Source organism: Pantoea deleyi (assembly GCF_022647325.1).
Classification (GTDB): domain Bacteria; phylum Pseudomonadota; class Gammaproteobacteria; order Enterobacterales; family Enterobacteriaceae; genus Pantoea; species Pantoea deleyi.
This window is the reverse complement of sequence record NZ_CP071405.1, coordinates 310,127-325,559: the sequence shown is the minus strand read 5'-3', so window position 1 is coordinate 325,559 and position 15,433 is coordinate 310,127. Positions and strand designations below refer to the sequence as shown.

The 15,433-nt window shown below is 59.9% G+C and carries 16 protein-coding genes; 7 read left to right on the top strand and 9 right to left on the bottom strand.

The window, feature by feature from the left end:
- The first annotated feature begins 13 nt into the window (after positions 1 to 13).
- Positions 14 to 409, top strand: a complete 396-nt coding sequence (gene panM, locus J1C59_RS01480; RefSeq protein WP_128086061.1) for an aspartate 1-decarboxylase autocleavage activator PanM — start codon at positions 14 to 16, stop codon at positions 407 to 409.
- Between the two features lie 76 nt (positions 410 to 485).
- On the opposite strand, the gene rpoH is transcribed toward panM, so the two are convergent.
- The 4 genes from rpoH to ftsY all read right to left on the bottom strand — a co-directional run bounded on the left by rpoH (position 486) and on the right by ftsY (position 4,924).
- A complete protein-coding gene (gene rpoH, locus J1C59_RS01475) occupies positions 486 to 1,343 on the bottom strand; it encodes an RNA polymerase sigma factor RpoH (protein ID WP_010253314.1) in 858 nt (285 codons plus the stop codon).
- A gap of 242 nt (positions 1,344 to 1,585) precedes the next feature.
- On the bottom strand, positions 1,586 to 2,569 hold the full coding sequence (gene ftsX, locus J1C59_RS01470) for a permease-like cell division protein FtsX (RefSeq protein ID WP_003852199.1): 984 nt from the start codon (positions 2,567 to 2,569) through the stop codon (positions 1,586 to 1,588).
- A complete protein-coding gene (ftsE, locus tag J1C59_RS01465) occupies positions 2,559 to 3,227 on the bottom strand; it encodes a cell division ATP-binding protein FtsE (RefSeq protein WP_128086063.1) in 669 nt (222 codons plus the stop codon). Before ftsE ends, ftsX begins: the two co-directional genes overlap by 11 nt.
- A 5-nt stretch (positions 3,228 to 3,232) precedes the next feature.
- A complete protein-coding gene (gene ftsY / locus J1C59_RS01460) occupies positions 3,233 to 4,924 on the bottom strand; it encodes a signal recognition particle-docking protein FtsY (protein ID WP_140917389.1) in 1,692 nt (563 codons plus the stop codon).
- A gap of 232 nt (positions 4,925 to 5,156) precedes the next feature.
- On the opposite strand from ftsY, the gene rsmD reads away from it, so the two are divergent.
- Positions 5,157 to 5,756, top strand: coding sequence for a 16S rRNA (guanine(966)-N(2))-methyltransferase (rsmD, locus tag J1C59_RS01455; protein WP_140917390.1), 600 nt, complete (start codon positions 5,157 to 5,159; stop codon positions 5,754 to 5,756).
- Entirely contained in the window at positions 5,746 to 6,018 is a 273-nt protein-coding gene (locus tag J1C59_RS01450) for a DUF1145 family protein (protein ID WP_128086064.1), read from the top strand. The genes rsmD and J1C59_RS01450 overlap by 11 nt, the downstream gene beginning before the upstream one ends.
- A gap of 26 nt (positions 6,019 to 6,044) precedes the next feature.
- On the opposite strand, the gene J1C59_RS01445 is transcribed toward J1C59_RS01450, so the two are convergent.
- Entirely contained in the window at positions 6,045 to 6,401 is a 357-nt protein-coding gene (locus J1C59_RS01445) for a DUF2500 domain-containing protein (protein ID WP_128086065.1), read from the bottom strand.
- Between the two features lie 142 nt (positions 6,402 to 6,543).
- On the opposite strand from J1C59_RS01445, the gene J1C59_RS01440 reads away from it, so the two are divergent.
- Entirely contained in the window at positions 6,544 to 7,173 is a 630-nt protein-coding gene (locus tag J1C59_RS01440) for a lysoplasmalogenase (RefSeq protein ID WP_128086066.1), read from the top strand.
- Positions 7,174 to 7,258: 85 nt separating this feature from the next.
- Positions 7,259 to 9,544 (top strand): zinc/cadmium/mercury/lead-transporting ATPase, encoded by a 2,286-nt coding sequence (locus tag J1C59_RS01435; protein WP_140917391.1) that lies wholly within the window; start codon positions 7,259 to 7,261, stop codon positions 9,542 to 9,544.
- Positions 9,545 to 9,578: 34 nt separating this feature from the next.
- Here J1C59_RS01435 and tusA read toward each other — a convergent pair whose 3' ends face one another.
- Entirely contained in the window at positions 9,579 to 9,830 is a 252-nt protein-coding gene (gene tusA / locus J1C59_RS01430; protein ID WP_010253330.1) for a sulfurtransferase TusA, read from the bottom strand.
- 204 nt (positions 9,831 to 10,034) lie between these two features.
- Here tusA and J1C59_RS01425 point away from each other — a divergent pair, with 204 nt between their 5' ends.
- Positions 10,035 to 10,700 (top strand): 7-cyano-7-deazaguanine/7-aminomethyl-7-deazaguanine transporter, encoded by a 666-nt coding sequence (locus tag J1C59_RS01425; RefSeq protein ID WP_128085046.1) that lies wholly within the window; start codon positions 10,035 to 10,037, stop codon positions 10,698 to 10,700.
- A gap of 162 nt (positions 10,701 to 10,862) precedes the next feature.
- Positions 10,863 to 11,417, top strand: coding sequence for a DcrB family lipoprotein (locus J1C59_RS01420; protein WP_128085045.1), 555 nt, complete (start codon positions 10,863 to 10,865; stop codon positions 11,415 to 11,417).
- Between the two features lie 47 nt (positions 11,418 to 11,464).
- Here J1C59_RS01420 and iolE read toward each other — a convergent pair whose 3' ends face one another.
- Genes iolE through iolD form a run of 3 tightly spaced genes read right to left on the bottom strand, consistent with a single transcriptional unit; the run spans position 11,465 to position 15,395 of the window.
- Positions 11,465 to 12,361: a myo-inosose-2 dehydratase gene (gene iolE, locus J1C59_RS01415; RefSeq protein WP_128085044.1), complete on the bottom strand. Its 897-nt coding sequence runs from the start codon at positions 12,359 to 12,361 to the stop codon at positions 11,465 to 11,467.
- 32 nt (positions 12,362 to 12,393) lie between these two features.
- Complete coding sequence (gene iolG / locus J1C59_RS01410) at positions 12,394 to 13,404, bottom strand: bifunctional inositol 2-dehydrogenase/D-chiro-inositol 1-dehydrogenase (protein WP_140917392.1); 1,011 nt, start codon at positions 13,402 to 13,404, stop codon at positions 12,394 to 12,396.
- A 50-nt stretch (positions 13,405 to 13,454) separates the two neighbouring features.
- Positions 13,455 to 15,395 carry a 3D-(3,5/4)-trihydroxycyclohexane-1,2-dione acylhydrolase (decyclizing) gene (iolD, locus tag J1C59_RS01405; protein ID WP_128085043.1) on the bottom strand — a complete coding sequence of 647 codons (1,941 nt, stop codon included), beginning with the start codon at positions 15,393 to 15,395 and terminating at the stop codon, positions 13,455 to 13,457.
- Between the last annotated feature and the right edge of the window lie 38 nt (positions 15,396 to 15,433).

Sequence of the window (15,433 nt, the reverse complement as noted above, 5' to 3'; positions counted from 1 at the left end):
AGAGGTTTTTGTTATGAAGCTCACTATTCAGCGGGTGACTATGCTGACCGCACAGGACCGCATCGATCTGGGCAAAATCTGGCCGGATCTGGAGATGGAAGAACTGGAGCAGCGTCTGGATGAGCGACATCGTCTCTATGCTGCGCGCTTCAATGACCGGCTGCTGGCCGGTCTGCAGCTGGAGATCGCCGGCACGCACGGCAGGATCCACCGGCTGACGGTGCGCGATGTCACCCGGCGACGCGGCGTTGGTCAGTATCTGCTGGAGGAGACGATCAGGCAGAACGGCTCCATCACGGACTGGTGGGTCGCCGATGATGGCAGTGACGATCAGCAGGTGCGGGCGGCGTTCATGCAGGCGTGTGGCTTTCGGGCGCAGAGCGATGGCTGGATAGGGTCGTCAGAGTAAGCGCCAGCGGCTGAGCAGAGAGAGGGGAAAACAAAAAGGGCGACATTTCTGTCGCCCCTTGCGGTGTTGAGGTCCGTTACGCTTCGATCGCCATACGCAGTTTTTTCATGGCGTTCTTTTCGAGCTGCCGCACACGTTCGGCGGACACGCCATACTGATCGGCCAGCTCCTGCAGCGTGGTTTTGTTATCTTCGTCCAGCCAGCGGGCGCGGATGATGTGCTGACTGCGCTCATCCAGACCTTCCATCGCATAGCTCAGCTTGTCAGCCGCGTGCGCATCCCAGTTATCCTCTTCGATGCCGTCAGCAAAGTCAGAGGTTTTATCCTGCAGGTAGAGCACCGGAGCCATCGAACGACCTTCGCTGCTCTCATCATCGGCAGACATATCAAAGGTCATATCCTGAGCGGCCATCCGCGACTCCATCTCGCGCACGTCTTTGCTGCTGACGCCCAGCTCACGCGCCACCATCTCGACCTCATCCTGGTTGAACCAGCCCAGACGCTGCTTGGTTTTACGCAGGTTAAAGAAGAGCTTGCGCTGTGCTTTGGTGGTCGCGACTTTCACGATGCGCCAGTTACGCAGCACATATTCATGGATCTCGGCTTTGATCCAGTGCACGGCAAACGAAACCAGACGCACGCCCACTTCCGGGTTGAAGCGACGGACCGCTTTCATCAGGCCGATGTTACCCTCCTGCACCAGGTCCGCCTGTGGCAGGCCGTAGCCGGAGTAGTTACGAGCGATATGAACTACAAAGCGTAGGTGAGACAGGATCAGCGTCTTAGCCGCATCCAGATCGCCCTGGTAATGCAGCCGTTCAGCCAACGCTTTTTCCTCTTCAGCCGAGAGCATCGGCCAGGTGTTCGCCGCCCGGACGTAAGACTCCAGGTTGCCAAGAGGAGCAATAGCTAAAGTTTGCATTTCTTTGGTCATTCAAACCCTCACAAATTCAGTGGAATTGCCGCACATTTCCCTGCGCAGACGATACAGTAAGTCAACGTCGCGCGAAATCCGAAAGCAATCTGTGCTACTTAGAGTGGCAAAGTTATCCACAAGTTCAATTTTACCGGTGAATATTTTACACACAGATGACAGGAAGGGAAGAGGGGGAAGCGATCCTCTGCACCCTTTGTCGGTAGCAGAGGACCATTATAACAAAAAAATGTTGCAGGCGTTTACTGCGGCGTAAATCGGCGTAAATGTTGGACTGTTGCCAGCCAGGCCGCGACCCAGCCGATGATGGCCGCAATCAGCAGCAGCAGCAGCGCCTCATCCCACGAGAAGCCTTCCAGCGAGAAGGTGGTGCCAAAGACGGTCGCCACGCTGGCGACAACCGACTGCAGTCGCAGTACCAGCACTTCCGACAGCAGCAGCGACAGCACCGCGCCGCTGAAGCCCAGCAGCGCCCCGCCGTAGAGGAACGGACGCAGGATAAAGCCGTCGGTCGCGCCTATCAGCTTCTGCACGTTGATAGTGTCACGCCGGGCAAAAATGCTGAGCCGGACGCTGTTACCAATCACCAGGAACACCGCCACGATCATCAGCACGCCAATCATGGAGGCGATCTGCCCGACCAGCCCGGTCAGCGCCGCCAGGCGGGCAAACCAACTATCGTCCATGCGCACTTCATCCACGCCCTGCACTTTAGTGACCCGATCGCGCAGGCTCTGCATGGTGTCTGAGTTCTGGAAATTCAGTTTCGGCGTAATGATGGCAACTGCGGGCAGCGGATTCTGCTCCAGCATATCCATCGCGCCGCCAAAGCCTGACCAGTTGCGGAACTCGTTCAGCGCCTCTTCCCGCGTCAGGTAGTTGACGTTATCCACCCCTTCGACCTGCTTGAGCTGCGCCACCACGTTTTCTGCCGCCGTGTCATCCAGCGTTTTAGAGAGGTAGACGGTTAACTGCGGAGCCGGATACCACTGGGTAGCCGCCTGGCTGACGTTCTTCCAGACCATATAGCAGACACTGGGCAGCGTCAGGGAGATGGCGATGACCATCACCGTCAGCAGGGTCGCCAGCGGCTGACGCCACATGTCCGAGAGCGTGCCGCGCAGCGCATAGCGCCACTGCTCCTGCCAGCCGCCCTTCAGCGCTTTACTCTTCGACGGCTGCTTAGCTTTCGGCGCAGCCGGGCGTTTAATGCGTTTATTGACCATCGTGGCCTCCGTGCAGACGTCCCTGATTCAGCGTCATCATCCGGTAGTTGCGCCGGGCGATCAGGCCGCTGTCATGCGTCGCCATCAGAACGGTGACGCCGACGCGGTTAAACTCTTCGAACAGACGAAGAATGTCTTCAGAGAGCGCGTCGTCGAGGTTACCGGTCGGTTCATCGGCCAGCAGCACGGCCGGCTTGTTCACCACCGCACGGGCGATGCCCACACGTTGCTGTTCACCGCCAGAGAGCTGAATCGGAAAACTTTTCGCTTTGTCGAGCAGCCCGACTTTATCGAGCGCCGCCGAGACGCGACGACGGATATCTTCGCCGCTGGCCCCGGAGATAATCAGCGGGATCGCCACGTTGTCATAGACCGAACGATCCATCAGCAGATGGTGATCCTGGAAGATCATGCCAATCTGACGACGCAGGAACGGCACCTCGCTGTTACGCAGGCGCGAAATGTCATGGCCGCTGAACCAGATTTTTCCGGCACTCGGGCGCTCAATGCCACAAATCAGCTTCAGCAAGGTACTTTTACCGGCTCCGGAGTGGCCGGTCAGAAACGCCATTTCGCCAGGGCGCAGATGAAAATCGACCCCCTGCAGCGCCTGACGTCCGCCGAGATATGCCTTACTGACCTCTTCAAAGCGAATCATCCTAATTAGTCCTCTCGGGCAAACAGTGCCTCAATAAAATCGTCCGCCTTAAACGGGCGTAAATCTTCAATGCCTTCACCGACGCCGATGTAGCGAATCGGAATACCGAACTGATCGGCCACCGAGAAGATCACGCCGCCTTTGGCGGTGCCGTCCAGCTTGGTGAGCGCAATCCCGGTCAGGCCGACCGCTTCGTTAAAGAGTCGTGCCTGGCTGACCGCATTCTGTCCGGTGCTGGCATCCAGCGTCAGCATCACTTCATGCGGAGCGGAATCGTCCAGCTTTTTCATCACGCGGGTGATTTTTTTCAGCTCTTCCATCAGGTGCGATTTGTTCTGCAGACGACCGGCGGTATCGGCAATCAGCACATCAACGCCGCGCGATTTAGCGGCCTGAATCGCATCGAAGATCACCGATGCCGAATCTGCGCCGGTGTGCTGTGCAATCACCGGAATGTTGTTGCGCTGGCCCCACACCTGCAGCTGCTCCACCGCCGCCGCACGGAAGGTATCGCCCGCCGCTAACATCACCGACTTGCCTTCGGCCTGATACTGGCGCGCCAGCTTACCGATGGTCGTGGTTTTACCGACGCCGTTGACGCCTACCATCAGGATAACAAACGGCGTTTTGCCTGAGACGTCCAGCGGCGCATCGACCTTCGCCAGGATTGTGGCCATCTCCGCCTTCAGCAGGCCATACAGGGCTTCTGCATCACGCAGTTGCTTGCGGTTTGCCTGCTGGGTCAGATGGGCGATGATGCGACGCGTAGTTTCCACGCCGACATCGGCAATCAGCAACTGCTCTTCCAGCTCGTCAAACAGGTCATCATCAATCTTTTTGCCACGGAACAGGCTGATAAACCCGGAACCGAGGTTCTGACGGGTTTTCACCAGGCTGCGCTTCAGGCGGGCGAAGAAGCCCTCTTTGCCCGGACGCTCCTGCTCCTGCGCGATGAGTGGCGCGGCGGCCAGCGGAAGATCGCTGACGGTATCGGCTAACGACTCTGCGGGGGCGGTCTCCGTCGCGTCGGCGTCATCCAGCGCCAGCGCGGTCAGCTCGTCTTCAGAGAGCGGGGCCGCGTCTGCGTGGTGCGGGGTCTCCACGACCTCTGCATCGCCCAGCGCCAGCGCGGTCAGCTCATCGTCAGAGAGCGGGGCCGCGTCTGCGTGGTGCGGGGTCTCCACGATCTCTGCATCGCCCAGCGCCAGCGCGGTCAGCTCATCGTCAGAGAGCGGGGCCGCGTCTGCGTGGTGCGGGGTCTCCACGACCTCTGCATCGCCCAGCGCCAGCGCGGTCAGCTCATCGTCACTTAACGGCGCATCTGTCGGCGCGTCATCGGCGATCGGCGTGATCACGTCGTCGGCGTCGATAACCGGCGTCGCGTCATGTTCAGGGGCGGCGATATCCGCCTGCACTTCAGGAGCGGCCTCAGCCTCTTCCCGTTGCGCCGGTGCCGCTTCGTATGGCGCGGCAGCGGTCACCTCCGCCTCACGCTGCTGGTCAGCCAGCGCTTCGGTGATCGCAACCGTCTCTTCCGCCTGCGCTTCAGCCTGGCGGAGTGCCGGATCGTCCTGTTCAGTCTGCTGCTGAGCGGGTTCCGCGACCGTCGGGGTCGGCTCTTCCGCTACAGGTTGTTTCTCTTCCTCTTTGCCAAATCCCAGCCAGGAAAAAAAGCCACGTTTTTTCTCTTTTGCCATTGTGTGACGACACTCCTCGATGGCTTTGTCCCGGTCGCGCGTGGTTTCCAGGGGTAAATCAATGAAAGTTGGTCAGCGCCAGACCGGCGTAAACCGCAGAATAATGCATGACTTCAGCAACTCAGTAGTCTAACACTTTCCTGCCAGCTCACCACAGCACCCTTTTTTAACGTTTCTTCTCGCCGATTCGCCCGTTAAACTACGCAACAAATTATGACGAGTTGTGAGCAAGATGAATAAAAACCCCCGCAGTACAGGCGGTGCCGGGCAGATCCGTATCATCGGCGGCCAGTGGCGTGGACGCAAATTGCCGGTGCCGGACAGTGCCGGACTGCGCCCGACCACCGATCGGGTGCGCGAGACGCTGTTTAACTGGCTGGCCCCGGTGCTGCCAGCCGCCCGCTGCCTCGACTGCTTTGCCGGTAGCGGCGCATTAGGCCTGGAAGCCCTGTCGCGCTATGCGGGCTCGGCGACGCTGCTGGAGCTGGAACGGCCGGTGGCGCAGCAGCTGACAAAAAATCTGCAGACGCTGCGCGCTACGAATGGCACCGTGATTCAGACCAATGCGTTAAACTGGCTGGCACAGCCCGGTGAACCCTTTGATGTGGTGTTTATCGATCCGCCGTTTCGTCAGGGCCTGCTGGCACAGACGTTACAGCTGCTGGAGCAGAATCACTGGCTGGCCGATCAGGCGCTGATTTATGTGGAAAGTGAAGTGGAAAATGGCGCGCCGCCGGTGCCGCCCGCGTGGGACCTCTATCGCGAGAAAATAGCCGGACAGGTCGCTTATCGTTTGTATCAACGTCAACAGGAGACGCAGGATGTTACTTAATTTGGGGCGTCTGTTGATGCTATGCGTGTGGGGATTTTTACTGGCTAACGTGGTACATCCCTATCCGAAACCGCTGACCTATTTCATCAACGTTGCCCTGTTTTTCATGATCATGATGCATGGTCTGCAGCTCGTCTTACTGCGCGCGACGCAGACTAAAGATGCGCCGCCGATTGACCGCGCTACGCAGATTAAGGTGTTCCTGTTCGGTGTCTTTGAACTGGTGGCCTGGCAGAAGAAACATTTCCCACGCAAAAAATAGGACTGGCGGGCATGCTGCCCGCCCCTTTACGGCAGGGGCGTGAAGCGGATAAAGCGCGTTCCCTGCATCGTCAGCTCGCCCCTGGTGCCTTTATCCAGCTGATGATACTCCCCTTCCTTTAGCTGCACTCTGATGTCGCGGGCGCCGTTCAGAGGATGAAACAGCACCTCATAGCGCATCTCTTCTCCGGCGATAACTTCCCGCTGTCGTGAACGACGATTGGGCGAAGGAAATTCGCGTTTGCTGCTGACCTCAACCTGCAGAGAACGCGGGGGCGCGGCGTCATTCATCGTCTCTTCGCGGCGTTGCTTAATAAACTGACGGGTCGCCAGCACGGCAATGATCGCCAGGACGATAACAAAGATTAACGGCGGTTTACTCATCGCATTCTCGCGTCAGTGAAGAGGGATCAGGCGGCAAAGCATACAACCAGAGTTGCCTGATTGTCACATCGCAGAGGCGTAACCTAAACTGGAAGAGATATTCCGGGATCTTTCACCATTCTGAGTAAAAAAGGGAGAAACAATGCTCTGGTCTTTCCTCGCTGTCCTTTTCTCCGGCTGGCTCTATGTCGATGCCAGCTATCGTGGCCCTCAATGGCAGCGCTGGCTGTTTAAACCGGTCACTCTGCTGCTGCTGGTCGGGCTCGCCTGGCAGGCACCGGTACTGCAGAGCACGGACTATCTGATTCTGGCCGGTCTGGTCGCCACGCTGGCGGGCGATGCGTTAACGCTGCTGCCGCGTCAGCAGATGCTCTATGCCATCGGCGCCTTTTTCCTGTCGCACCTGCTCTATACCCTCTGCTTTGCCGCCAGCATGACCATGACCTTCTTCTGGCCGATTCCGCTGACGCTGCTGATCATCGGTGCTGCCCTGATCGGTATCATCTGGAGCCGGCTGGAAGATCTGCGCTGGCCGGTCTGTACCTTTATCGGTATGACGCTGGTGATGACCTGGATCGCCACTGAGCAGTACTTCTTCCGCCCGACCGATTACAGCTTCTCCATCATGGTCGGGGCCGGACTGCTGCTGCTGGCGAATGCGGTCTGGTTCCTCTCGCACTACCGTCGACGCTTCGCCGCCGACAGCGCGATTGTCGCCGCCTGCTACTTTGCCGGTCACTTTATGATCGTACGCTCGCTGTGGGTGGTCTGATAAAAGCGCCTTGACTCTGGAGTCGACTCCAGAGTGTAGGATAGCGGGATGGGCAGCGTCGCTCATCCCCTTATCCGGAGGTCATATGCAACACCATCACGCCTGTGGCTGTGGCAAACCCCGCGCCAGCCACACCGCCGCAAAACCGCTGTGCCAGGTTCCTCAGGCGCGTCCCCTTACCCTTTCAATCCAGGCTGCCACGCCCGTCACGGCGGACACGGCGGGCTGCTGCTGTAACAGCGCCAGCAGTCCCGGCTGTGACGCCGATGCGGCGGAGGAAAGCGACCGGCGAGGCCGCGCTTATCCTTTCAGCTGGCAGATCCAGGGGATGGATTGCCCCGCCTGCGCCCGCACCGTTGAAACCGCCGTTCGTCAGGTGAATGGCGTCACCGACGCCCGCGTCCTCTTCAGCAGCGAGAAGCTGATGGTCAGCGCCGACACCGACGTGCAGAACGCGGTTGAACAGGCGGTGAAAAAAGCCGGGTTCCGGCTCGCGGCCGCCTCTTCTCCCTCCACCTCAAAAACCACGTCAGGCTGGCAGCACAACCGGCTGCTGATTCTGCTGGCGCTGCTGGTAGCCGCCAGCACGCTGCTCAGCCGGCTGGCTCCGGTCTGGGGCGATCGGCTGTTTGTGGTGACCACGCTGACGGGCCTGATCCCGGTGGCCCGCGCAGCCTGGCAGCGTCTGCGCAGCGGTTCTCCGTTTACCATCGAGACACTGATGACCGTGGCGTCATCGGGTGCGCTGTTGATTGGCGCACACGCCGAAGCGGCGATGGTGCTGGTTCTGTTTCAGCTGGGCGAGCAGCTGGAAGGTTATGCCGCCTCGCGGGCGCGCAGCGGCGTTACCCGCCTGATGGCGCTGCGGCCCGAATCGGCGACCCGCCTGCAACAGGGCAAACGTGTGGAGGTGTCGCTCGCAGCGCTGCAACCCGGCGACGTCATCGAAGTCGCCGCAGGCGGTCGTTTGCCGGTCGATGGCCGCTTGCTCAGCACGATCGCCAGTTTCGATGAGAGCGCCCTGACCGGCGAATCCCTGCCGGTGACGCGGAGCAGCGGTGAGACGCTGCCTGCCGGTGTCACCAGCGTTGACCGGCAGGTGCAGCTGGAGGTGGTGTCGAAACCCGGTGAGAGTGCCATCGACCGCATCCTGCAGCTGATTGAAGAGGCGGAAACGCATCGCGCCCCGGTTGAGCGTTTCATCGACCGGTTCAGTCGTCTCTATACACCGCTGGTGATGCTGCTCTCGCTGCTGGTCATGGTGGGGGTGCCGCTCTCTGGCGCAGGCGAGTGGCAGCCGTGGATCTATAAAGGGCTGACGCTGCTGCTGATTGGCTGCCCCTGCGCGCTGGTGATCTCTGTTCCCGCCGCCATCACGTCCGGGCTGGCGTCGGCGGCGCGTCAGGGTGCCCTGATCAAAGGCGGGGCGGCGATGGAGCGGCTGAGTTCGCTGCGCTGCATCGCCTTTGATAAAACCGGTACGCTGACGCTCGGCAAGCCCGAACTGACGCAGATCCTGCGGTTTGGCGCAAGCGACGAAGCCGCGATCCTGGCGCTGAGCGCCGCCGTGGAACAGGGGGCGACGCATCCGCTGGCCAGCGCCATCGTGGCGGCCGCACAGGCGCGCCATCTGACGCTGCCTGAGGCGCACGATCAGCAGGTGCTGGCGGGACGCGGCATCCGCGCCCGAATTGCTGGCCGGCAGGTTCAGCTACTGACCCCCACGCATGCGCCTGGCCTGACGCCCGCGCAGACGGCGCAGATTGCGCAGCGGGAAGCGGACGGGGAAACCCTGGTCGTGCTGCTGCGCGAGGATGAAGTGCTGGGTGCGCTGGCGCTGCGTGACCGGCTGCGCGACGACGCGGCCGATGCGGTGCAGGCGCTGAAAAAACTGGGGATCGAGAGCCTGATGCTGACCGGGGATAACCCGCGTGCCGCCGCCACGATCGCCCACCAGTTGCAGATTGATTATCGCGCCAGCCTGCTGCCCGCCGACAAAGTCGCGGCGGTGCGTGAACGGAGCCGGCAGCAGCCGCTGGCGATGGTCGGGGATGGCATCAACGATGCGCCTGCCATGAAGGCGGCGACCCTGGGGATTGCGATGGGCAGCGGCACCGATGTGGCGCTGGAAGCGGCCGACGCGGCCCTGACGCGAAATCAGCTCAGCCATCTCGCCCCGATGATTGTGCTGGCCCGCCGGACCCGCCGCATCATCCGCCAGAATATCGGTATCGCACTGGGATTAAAGGCGATTTTCCTGGTCACCACCCTGCTGGGTCTGACCGGACTCTGGCTGGCGGTGCTGGCCGACTCGGGGGCGACCGCGCTGGTCACCGCCAACGCGCTGCGGTTACTGCGGCGGCGCGCCTGAGGAGAGTGATAAACGGCGGTCTGTCCGGCCGTCGTTAACCCGCCATGCCTTTGCGGATCAGGAACTGATAGGGCAGCGTGTCGGTCTGCTGCGCCAGCAGGCCATGTTCCATAAAGCGGCAGAAGCCGGGGATGTCGCGGGTGGTCGCCGGATCATCGGCGATGATCAGCAACGTCTCGCCATCCTGCAGGCTGCGTACGGTTTTGCGCACCATCATGACCGGCTCCGGGCAACGCAGGCCGCGGGCATCCAGCTGATGGTCGGCAGAGGAAAAAGCATCGCTCATAATCGACTCGGTTCAGGTAAGGGGCGCTCATTCTAGCGCGTGCAGGCGGTGACGCAAGGCGATAACGATTGCGCTAAAATTAACCATTGCATAAAAAGCACAACGCGATAAGATGCCGCCGCTTTTTACTCATAAAACTGCCCGCCCCCGCTCGAACGGTGTCGCGCAATGGGTTCCCTCACCCCAACATTAAAAAGGTCGACTATGCTCGCATTTTCTTCACGTCAGCGCATGCATGCGCTTTTCTGGTTGTCGCTGTTTCACCTGCTGGTGATCACCTCAAGTAACTATCTGGTTCAGCTGCCGGTGGCCATCTTTGGTTTCCACACCACCTGGGGCGCGTTCAGCTTTCCGTTTATCTTCCTGGCGACCGATCTCACCGTGCGTATCTTTGGCGCGCCGCTGGCCCGACGCATTATTCTGGCGGTCATGATCCCGGCGCTGTTTATCTCCTATGGCATCTCCTCGCTGTTTTACCAGGGGGAATGGCAGGGCTGGCAGGCGCTGCAACAGATGAACCTGTTTGTGGCCCGTATCGCCTGCGCCAGCTTCATGGCGTACGCGCTGGGTCAGATCCTCGACGTTCACGTCTTTAACCGCCTGCGCCGTTTGCCACAGTGGTGGGCCGCACCGGGCTGCGCCATGTTCCTGGGAAACATCAGCGACACGCTGGCCTTCTTCTTTATCGCCTTTTACAAGAGCCCCGATGCGTTTATGGCGCAGCACTGGGTCGAGATCGCCCTGGTGGATTACAGCTTCAAGGTGCTGATCTGCATGATCTTCTTCCTGCCCGCCTATGGCGTGCTGCTCAATGCGGCGCTGAAGCGCCTGGCTGAACGTCAGGCCACCCGCCAGGTCAACTTCGGCTAGGCCCGCCGCTGCAGGCGTCAGGGGCAGACCGACAAACAGGCGTCTGCCCGCCCTGCCATTCCGGCAATTTTCCGCTAAGATCTTCTGACAATCATCAGGTTGCGTTTGCAGCCTGATTCCTGTTGTATTAGTGCCTGACCGGAAACTGAAAAAGGGATTCTGATGCGCAAGCTGGTGAAATATGTAGGAATGAGTTTACTGGTGCTGGGCTTAGCGGCCTGTGACCAGAAGAAAGAGGACGCGGCGAATGACAACGGCGTCAGCGCCAGTCAGTCAGCGCAGACCGTCACGCTGATGGATGGCAAACTGAGCTTCTCACTGCCACCTGGCATGTCCGATAAAAGCGGTAAGCTGGGTTCGCAGACCACCAACATGCACGTCTATGCGGATGAAACCGGCGCACGCGCCATTATCGTGATTGCCGGCGAACCGACCAGCGACGGACTGGATGTGCTGTCGCAGCGTATGGAGCAGCAGCAGCGTAACCGCGACCCGCAGCTGCAGGTGGTATCGAACAAATCGGTGACGCTGAAAGATCAGCCCGCGCAGCAGCTGGATACCGTGATTTCTGCCAACAATCAGACCGCCTGGTCGTCCGTGATTCTGGCGAAAGTTGATGGCAAGCTCGTGACACTGCAGATTACGCTGCCAGGTGATAATCAGCAGCAGGCGCAGAGCGACGCTGACAATATTGTGAAGAGTATTACCCTGAAGTAAATCAGCTGGCTGACTTCCCTGCCCGGCAGAGAAGTCAGCCTGTCAGTTTATAACCCTGCCTTCTCGCGAATATATCTGCGGGCTTTAACCGCATATTCGAAGGGGTTCGCCAGCGCCGGATCCTGCTCCGCTTCCACCACCATCCAGCCTTTGTAACCGTAATCATCCAGAATCCGGAACACCGGCGTAAAGTCGATCACGCCATCGCCCGGCACGGTAAAGGTGCCCTTTTTGACCCCTTCCAGGAACGAAAGATGGTTCTCGCGGACGTCGGCCACCACCTCATCACGCACATCCTTGAGGTGAACGTGGAAGATGCGCGGCAGATGGGTTTCCAGCACCGCCAGCATCTTCTGCTGTGAGCCTTCGGAGTAGTAGACATGGCCGGTGTCGTAGAGCAAACCGACCTGCTCGTCGGTCATGGCCATAAAGCGACCGATCTCTTCGGTGGTCTGAATACCGGTGCCCATGTGATGATGCAGCGTGACGCGCATTCCCTTCTCCGCCGCGATCCGCGCCAGCTCGTTGTAGCCTTCTGCGGTTAAGCGCCACTCTTCCTCTGTGAAAACGGGTTTCTGTTCAAACACCGCCAGCTCGGTGCCCTGAATGCTTTTGCTCTGCTCCGAACAGCCAATCACCCGTGCTCCCATCGCATGCAGGAAGTTCATGTGCTCCACGAACTCCCTGAGGGTTTTCTCTCTGTCGCCACGGGCGAAAAAGGTGCTGAACCAGGCGTTACAGATTTCGATACCGCGAATGTCGAGCATCGGTTTCAGAATCGCCGGGTCGCGGGGATATTTACTGCCGACTTCGCTGCCGGTAAAGCCAGCCAGCGCCATTTCGCTGACCGTCTGCTGAAAGGTATTTTCACTGCCAAGCGCCGGCATATCGTCGTTGGTCCAGCCGATCGGCGCGATCGCCAGTTTTACGTTCTCTTTGTTCATTGTCGTGTTCCCGGGCCGCATTCAGGGCGAAATCAGTTGTAAAAAGCAGGACGTGGCGGCATCTCTACCGGCTCAATGGCACCGCTGTTTTGCGCTTTGATACAGGCATCTGCGGCTACCGAGGCTGCAAAACCATCCCAGGCGGACGGGCCGGTCAGCTGGCCAGCCTGGATATCGTTGATAAACGCCTGCAGCTCAACGTCATAGGCCTCAATAAAGCGATCTTTCCAGTCCACCAGGATGGTGTTTGATAGCCGCGCATCTTTGCGCAGCTGTACCGACGAGGGTTCCGGCAGACGGGCAATGCCCTCTTCGCCGACCACTTCGCACTGAATGTCATAGCCATACGCGCAGTTCACGAAGATTTCGACGTCGATGCGCACCCCTTTCTGGGTTTCAAACAGCACGATCTGCGGATCTTTCAGCTGACCGTGTGACTTTGACGTCACGCGCGGGAAGACCACCTGCACGGTTTTGTAGTCGTCGCTGGTCAGCCAGCGCAGCACGTCCAGCTCATGGATCAGGGTGTTGGTGATCGCCATCGGCGTGGTGTAGTTCTCCGGCACGGTCGGGTTGCGGTGCGCGCAGTGCAGCATCAGCGGCTCACCAATCTCACCGTCGGTGATCACCTTTTTCAGCGCACGGTAGCCCGCATCGTAAGGACGCATAAAGCCGACCTGCACCAGACGTTTTCCCGCCTGAATCTCCGCATCGACAACCCGGCGGCAGCCCTCGGCGCTCATCGCCAGCGGCTTCTCGCAGAACACCGGCTTACCGGCGGCAATCGCCGCCAGGGTGAACTCTTCGTGGGTCGGGTCCCATGAGGTCACCAGCACCGCATCGACGTTGGGCGACTGAATCACATCATGGCCGTTCTGAAACACCTCCGCCTCGATGTTCAGGCGCTGGAGTGCGGCACGGGCGCCGTCGACGTTGATGTCAGAGACGGCCACAACCTGGGCGCCCTGCAGCACATGGCTGCAGCGGCGAATATGTTCCTGACCAATTGCACCTGTACCGATAACACCAAGTTTCAAAGTCATAATTACACCTGTGTAGGGTTCGTACGGAGAAGAGGAAATCGGGTCTTCAATCAATATTTTCGCGCCTGATCCAGATGGCTCTTGAGCTTGTCCGCCACCGCCTGCGCGCGCCCGGTTTTTGAAGCCTGCGCTACGCCGACATGCCACCAGCTGAAATATTTGTGGATCATAGTTTTTGGCAGCACTTTGATGTCGATAAGGGTGGAAACCGTCTGGGTACGTGCATCTTCCAGCGCGGCGCTGAGTTCCTCCAGCGTGGTCACCCGGTAGTTTTTACAACCATAACCGGCGGCGATCGCGGCAAAATCGACCGGGATAAAGCCACCATCCAGCCTGCCGCTCTCCGGATTACGGAAGCGGAACTCGGTGCTGAAACTGTCCATGCCGTGTTCCATCTGCAGGTTATTGATGCAGCCGTTGGTCATGTTATCCAGCAGCACCACGTTGATCTTCGCCCCCTCCTGAACCGACGTCACCAGCTCAGAGTGCAGCATCATAAAGGAGCCGTCGCCGACCAGCGCATAGACCTCACGCTGCGGCTGGGCCAGCTTCGCGCCCAGCGCCGCATTGACCTCGTAGCCCATGCAGGAGTAGCCATATTCGACGTGATAGGCGTTGTAATCCCGGGTACGCCAGACGCGCTGCAGGTCGCCCGGCAGGCTGCCCGCGGCCGCCACGATGACCGCGTCTTTCGGCAACTGCTCGTTCAGGGTGCCAAGCACGCTGCTCTGCGTCAGCAGGGATTGCGTCAGGCGGCGAAATTCAGCGAACACCGCGTCGCGGTCCAGATGGTCGGCGATCTCCGGCACGAAGTCGCCATCGTGATATTCGACCTGATAAACGCGCTGCGTCTCTTCCAGCAGCTGACGCTGTGCCTGCGCAATCTGGCTGCCCCAGTCGTTGCTGTAGTGCTGTGAAGCCAGGCCGGCCGTCAGTGCCGTCAGCCCCTCGCGGGCGTCGGCCAGCAGCTGGACACCATCCAGCTTGTAGCTGTCGAAGTTACTGACGTTAACGTTCAGGAAGCTCACCTCGGGGTGCTGGAAAATCCATTTCGAGGCGGTGGTAAAGTCGGTATAGCGGGTGCCGATACCGATCACCAGATCGGCCTCTTTCGCCAGCAGGTTAGCCGCCAGCGAGCCGGTCTCGCCCACGCCGCCCAGATTCAGGGGATGGTCTGACACCAGCGTGCCTTTGCCCGCCTGAGTCTCAGCGAAGGGGATCTGATAGCGTTCCGCGAACTGGCGCAGCGCCTCGCCCGCTTCGGCGTACTTCACTCCGCCACCGCAGATAATCATCGGTTTGCGCTTACGGGTGATCAGCGTCAGGGCATCGGCCAGCTGTGCCGCTACCGGCAGGCGGCGATCCAGACGGTGAACCCGTTTCTGGAAGAAATAGTCCGGATAGTCCCAGGCTTCGCCCTGCACATCCTGCGGCAGCGACAGCGTTACCGCGCCGGTTTCGGCCGGATCGGTCAGGACACGCATGGCATTGATACAGGCGGACATCAGCTGCTCCGGACGGCTGACGCGATCCCAGTATTTGCTGACGGCACGAAAAGCGTCGTTGGTGCTGATGCTGAGATCGTAGCTCTGCTCAATCTGTTGCAGCACCGGATCGGGCTGGCGGGTGGCGAAGACATCGCCGGGCAGCAGCAGCAGCGGAATACGGTTGGCAGTCGCGGTCGCCGCAGCGGTGATCATATTGGCCGCGCCAGGCCCGACGGAGGAGCTGCAGGCGATAATCTGACGGCGCAGTGACTGGCGGGCAAAACCGGTGGCGGCGTGGGCCATGCCCTGCTCGTTGCGTCCCTGCCAGACCACCAGATCGCCGCTATCCTGCTCCAGCGCCTGGCCCAACCCCAGCACGTTGCCGTGGCCGAAGATGGCGAAGATGCCTTTGACAAACTTCGTTTCGACACCATCCACATCGATAAACTGATTATCCAGAAATTTAACCAGCGCCTGTGCCGTGGTCAGTCTGATTGTGCCCATATTCATCCTTACATGCTGGTGGACCCCGACCTCCACGA

Coding starts and splice junctions, on each gene's coding strand:
- panM (WP_128086061.1), top strand. CDS start 14: ATGAAGCTCACTATTCAGCGGGTGACTATGCTGACCGCACAGGACCGC.
- rpoH (WP_010253314.1), bottom strand. CDS start 1,343: ATGACCAAAGAAATGCAAACTTTAGCTATTGCTCCTCTTGGCAACCTG.
- ftsX (WP_003852199.1), bottom strand. CDS start 2,569: ATGGTCAATAAACGCATTAAACGCCCGGCTGCGCCGAAAGCTAAGCAG.
- ftsE (WP_128086063.1), bottom strand. CDS start 3,227: ATGATTCGCTTTGAAGAGGTCAGTAAGGCATATCTCGGCGGACGTCAG.
- ftsY (WP_140917389.1), bottom strand. CDS start 4,924: ATGGCAAAAGAGAAAAAACGTGGCTTTTTTTCCTGGCTGGGATTTGGC.
- rsmD (WP_140917390.1), top strand. CDS start 5,157: ATGAATAAAAACCCCCGCAGTACAGGCGGTGCCGGGCAGATCCGTATC.
- J1C59_RS01450 (WP_128086064.1), top strand. CDS start 5,746: ATGTTACTTAATTTGGGGCGTCTGTTGATGCTATGCGTGTGGGGATTT.
- J1C59_RS01445 (WP_128086065.1), bottom strand. CDS start 6,401: ATGAGTAAACCGCCGTTAATCTTTGTTATCGTCCTGGCGATCATTGCC.
- J1C59_RS01440 (WP_128086066.1), top strand. CDS start 6,544: ATGCTCTGGTCTTTCCTCGCTGTCCTTTTCTCCGGCTGGCTCTATGTC.
- J1C59_RS01435 (WP_140917391.1), top strand. CDS start 7,259: ATGCAACACCATCACGCCTGTGGCTGTGGCAAACCCCGCGCCAGCCAC.
- tusA (WP_010253330.1), bottom strand. CDS start 9,830: ATGAGCGATGCTTTTTCCTCTGCCGACCATCAGCTGGATGCCCGCGGC.
- J1C59_RS01425 (WP_128085046.1), top strand. CDS start 10,035: ATGCTCGCATTTTCTTCACGTCAGCGCATGCATGCGCTTTTCTGGTTG.
- J1C59_RS01420 (WP_128085045.1), top strand. CDS start 10,863: ATGCGCAAGCTGGTGAAATATGTAGGAATGAGTTTACTGGTGCTGGGC.
- iolE (WP_128085044.1), bottom strand. CDS start 12,361: ATGAACAAAGAGAACGTAAAACTGGCGATCGCGCCGATCGGCTGGACC.
- iolG (WP_140917392.1), bottom strand. CDS start 13,404: ATGACTTTGAAACTTGGTGTTATCGGTACAGGTGCAATTGGTCAGGAA.
- iolD (WP_128085043.1), bottom strand. CDS start 15,395: ATGGGCACAATCAGACTGACCACGGCACAGGCGCTGGTTAAATTTCTG.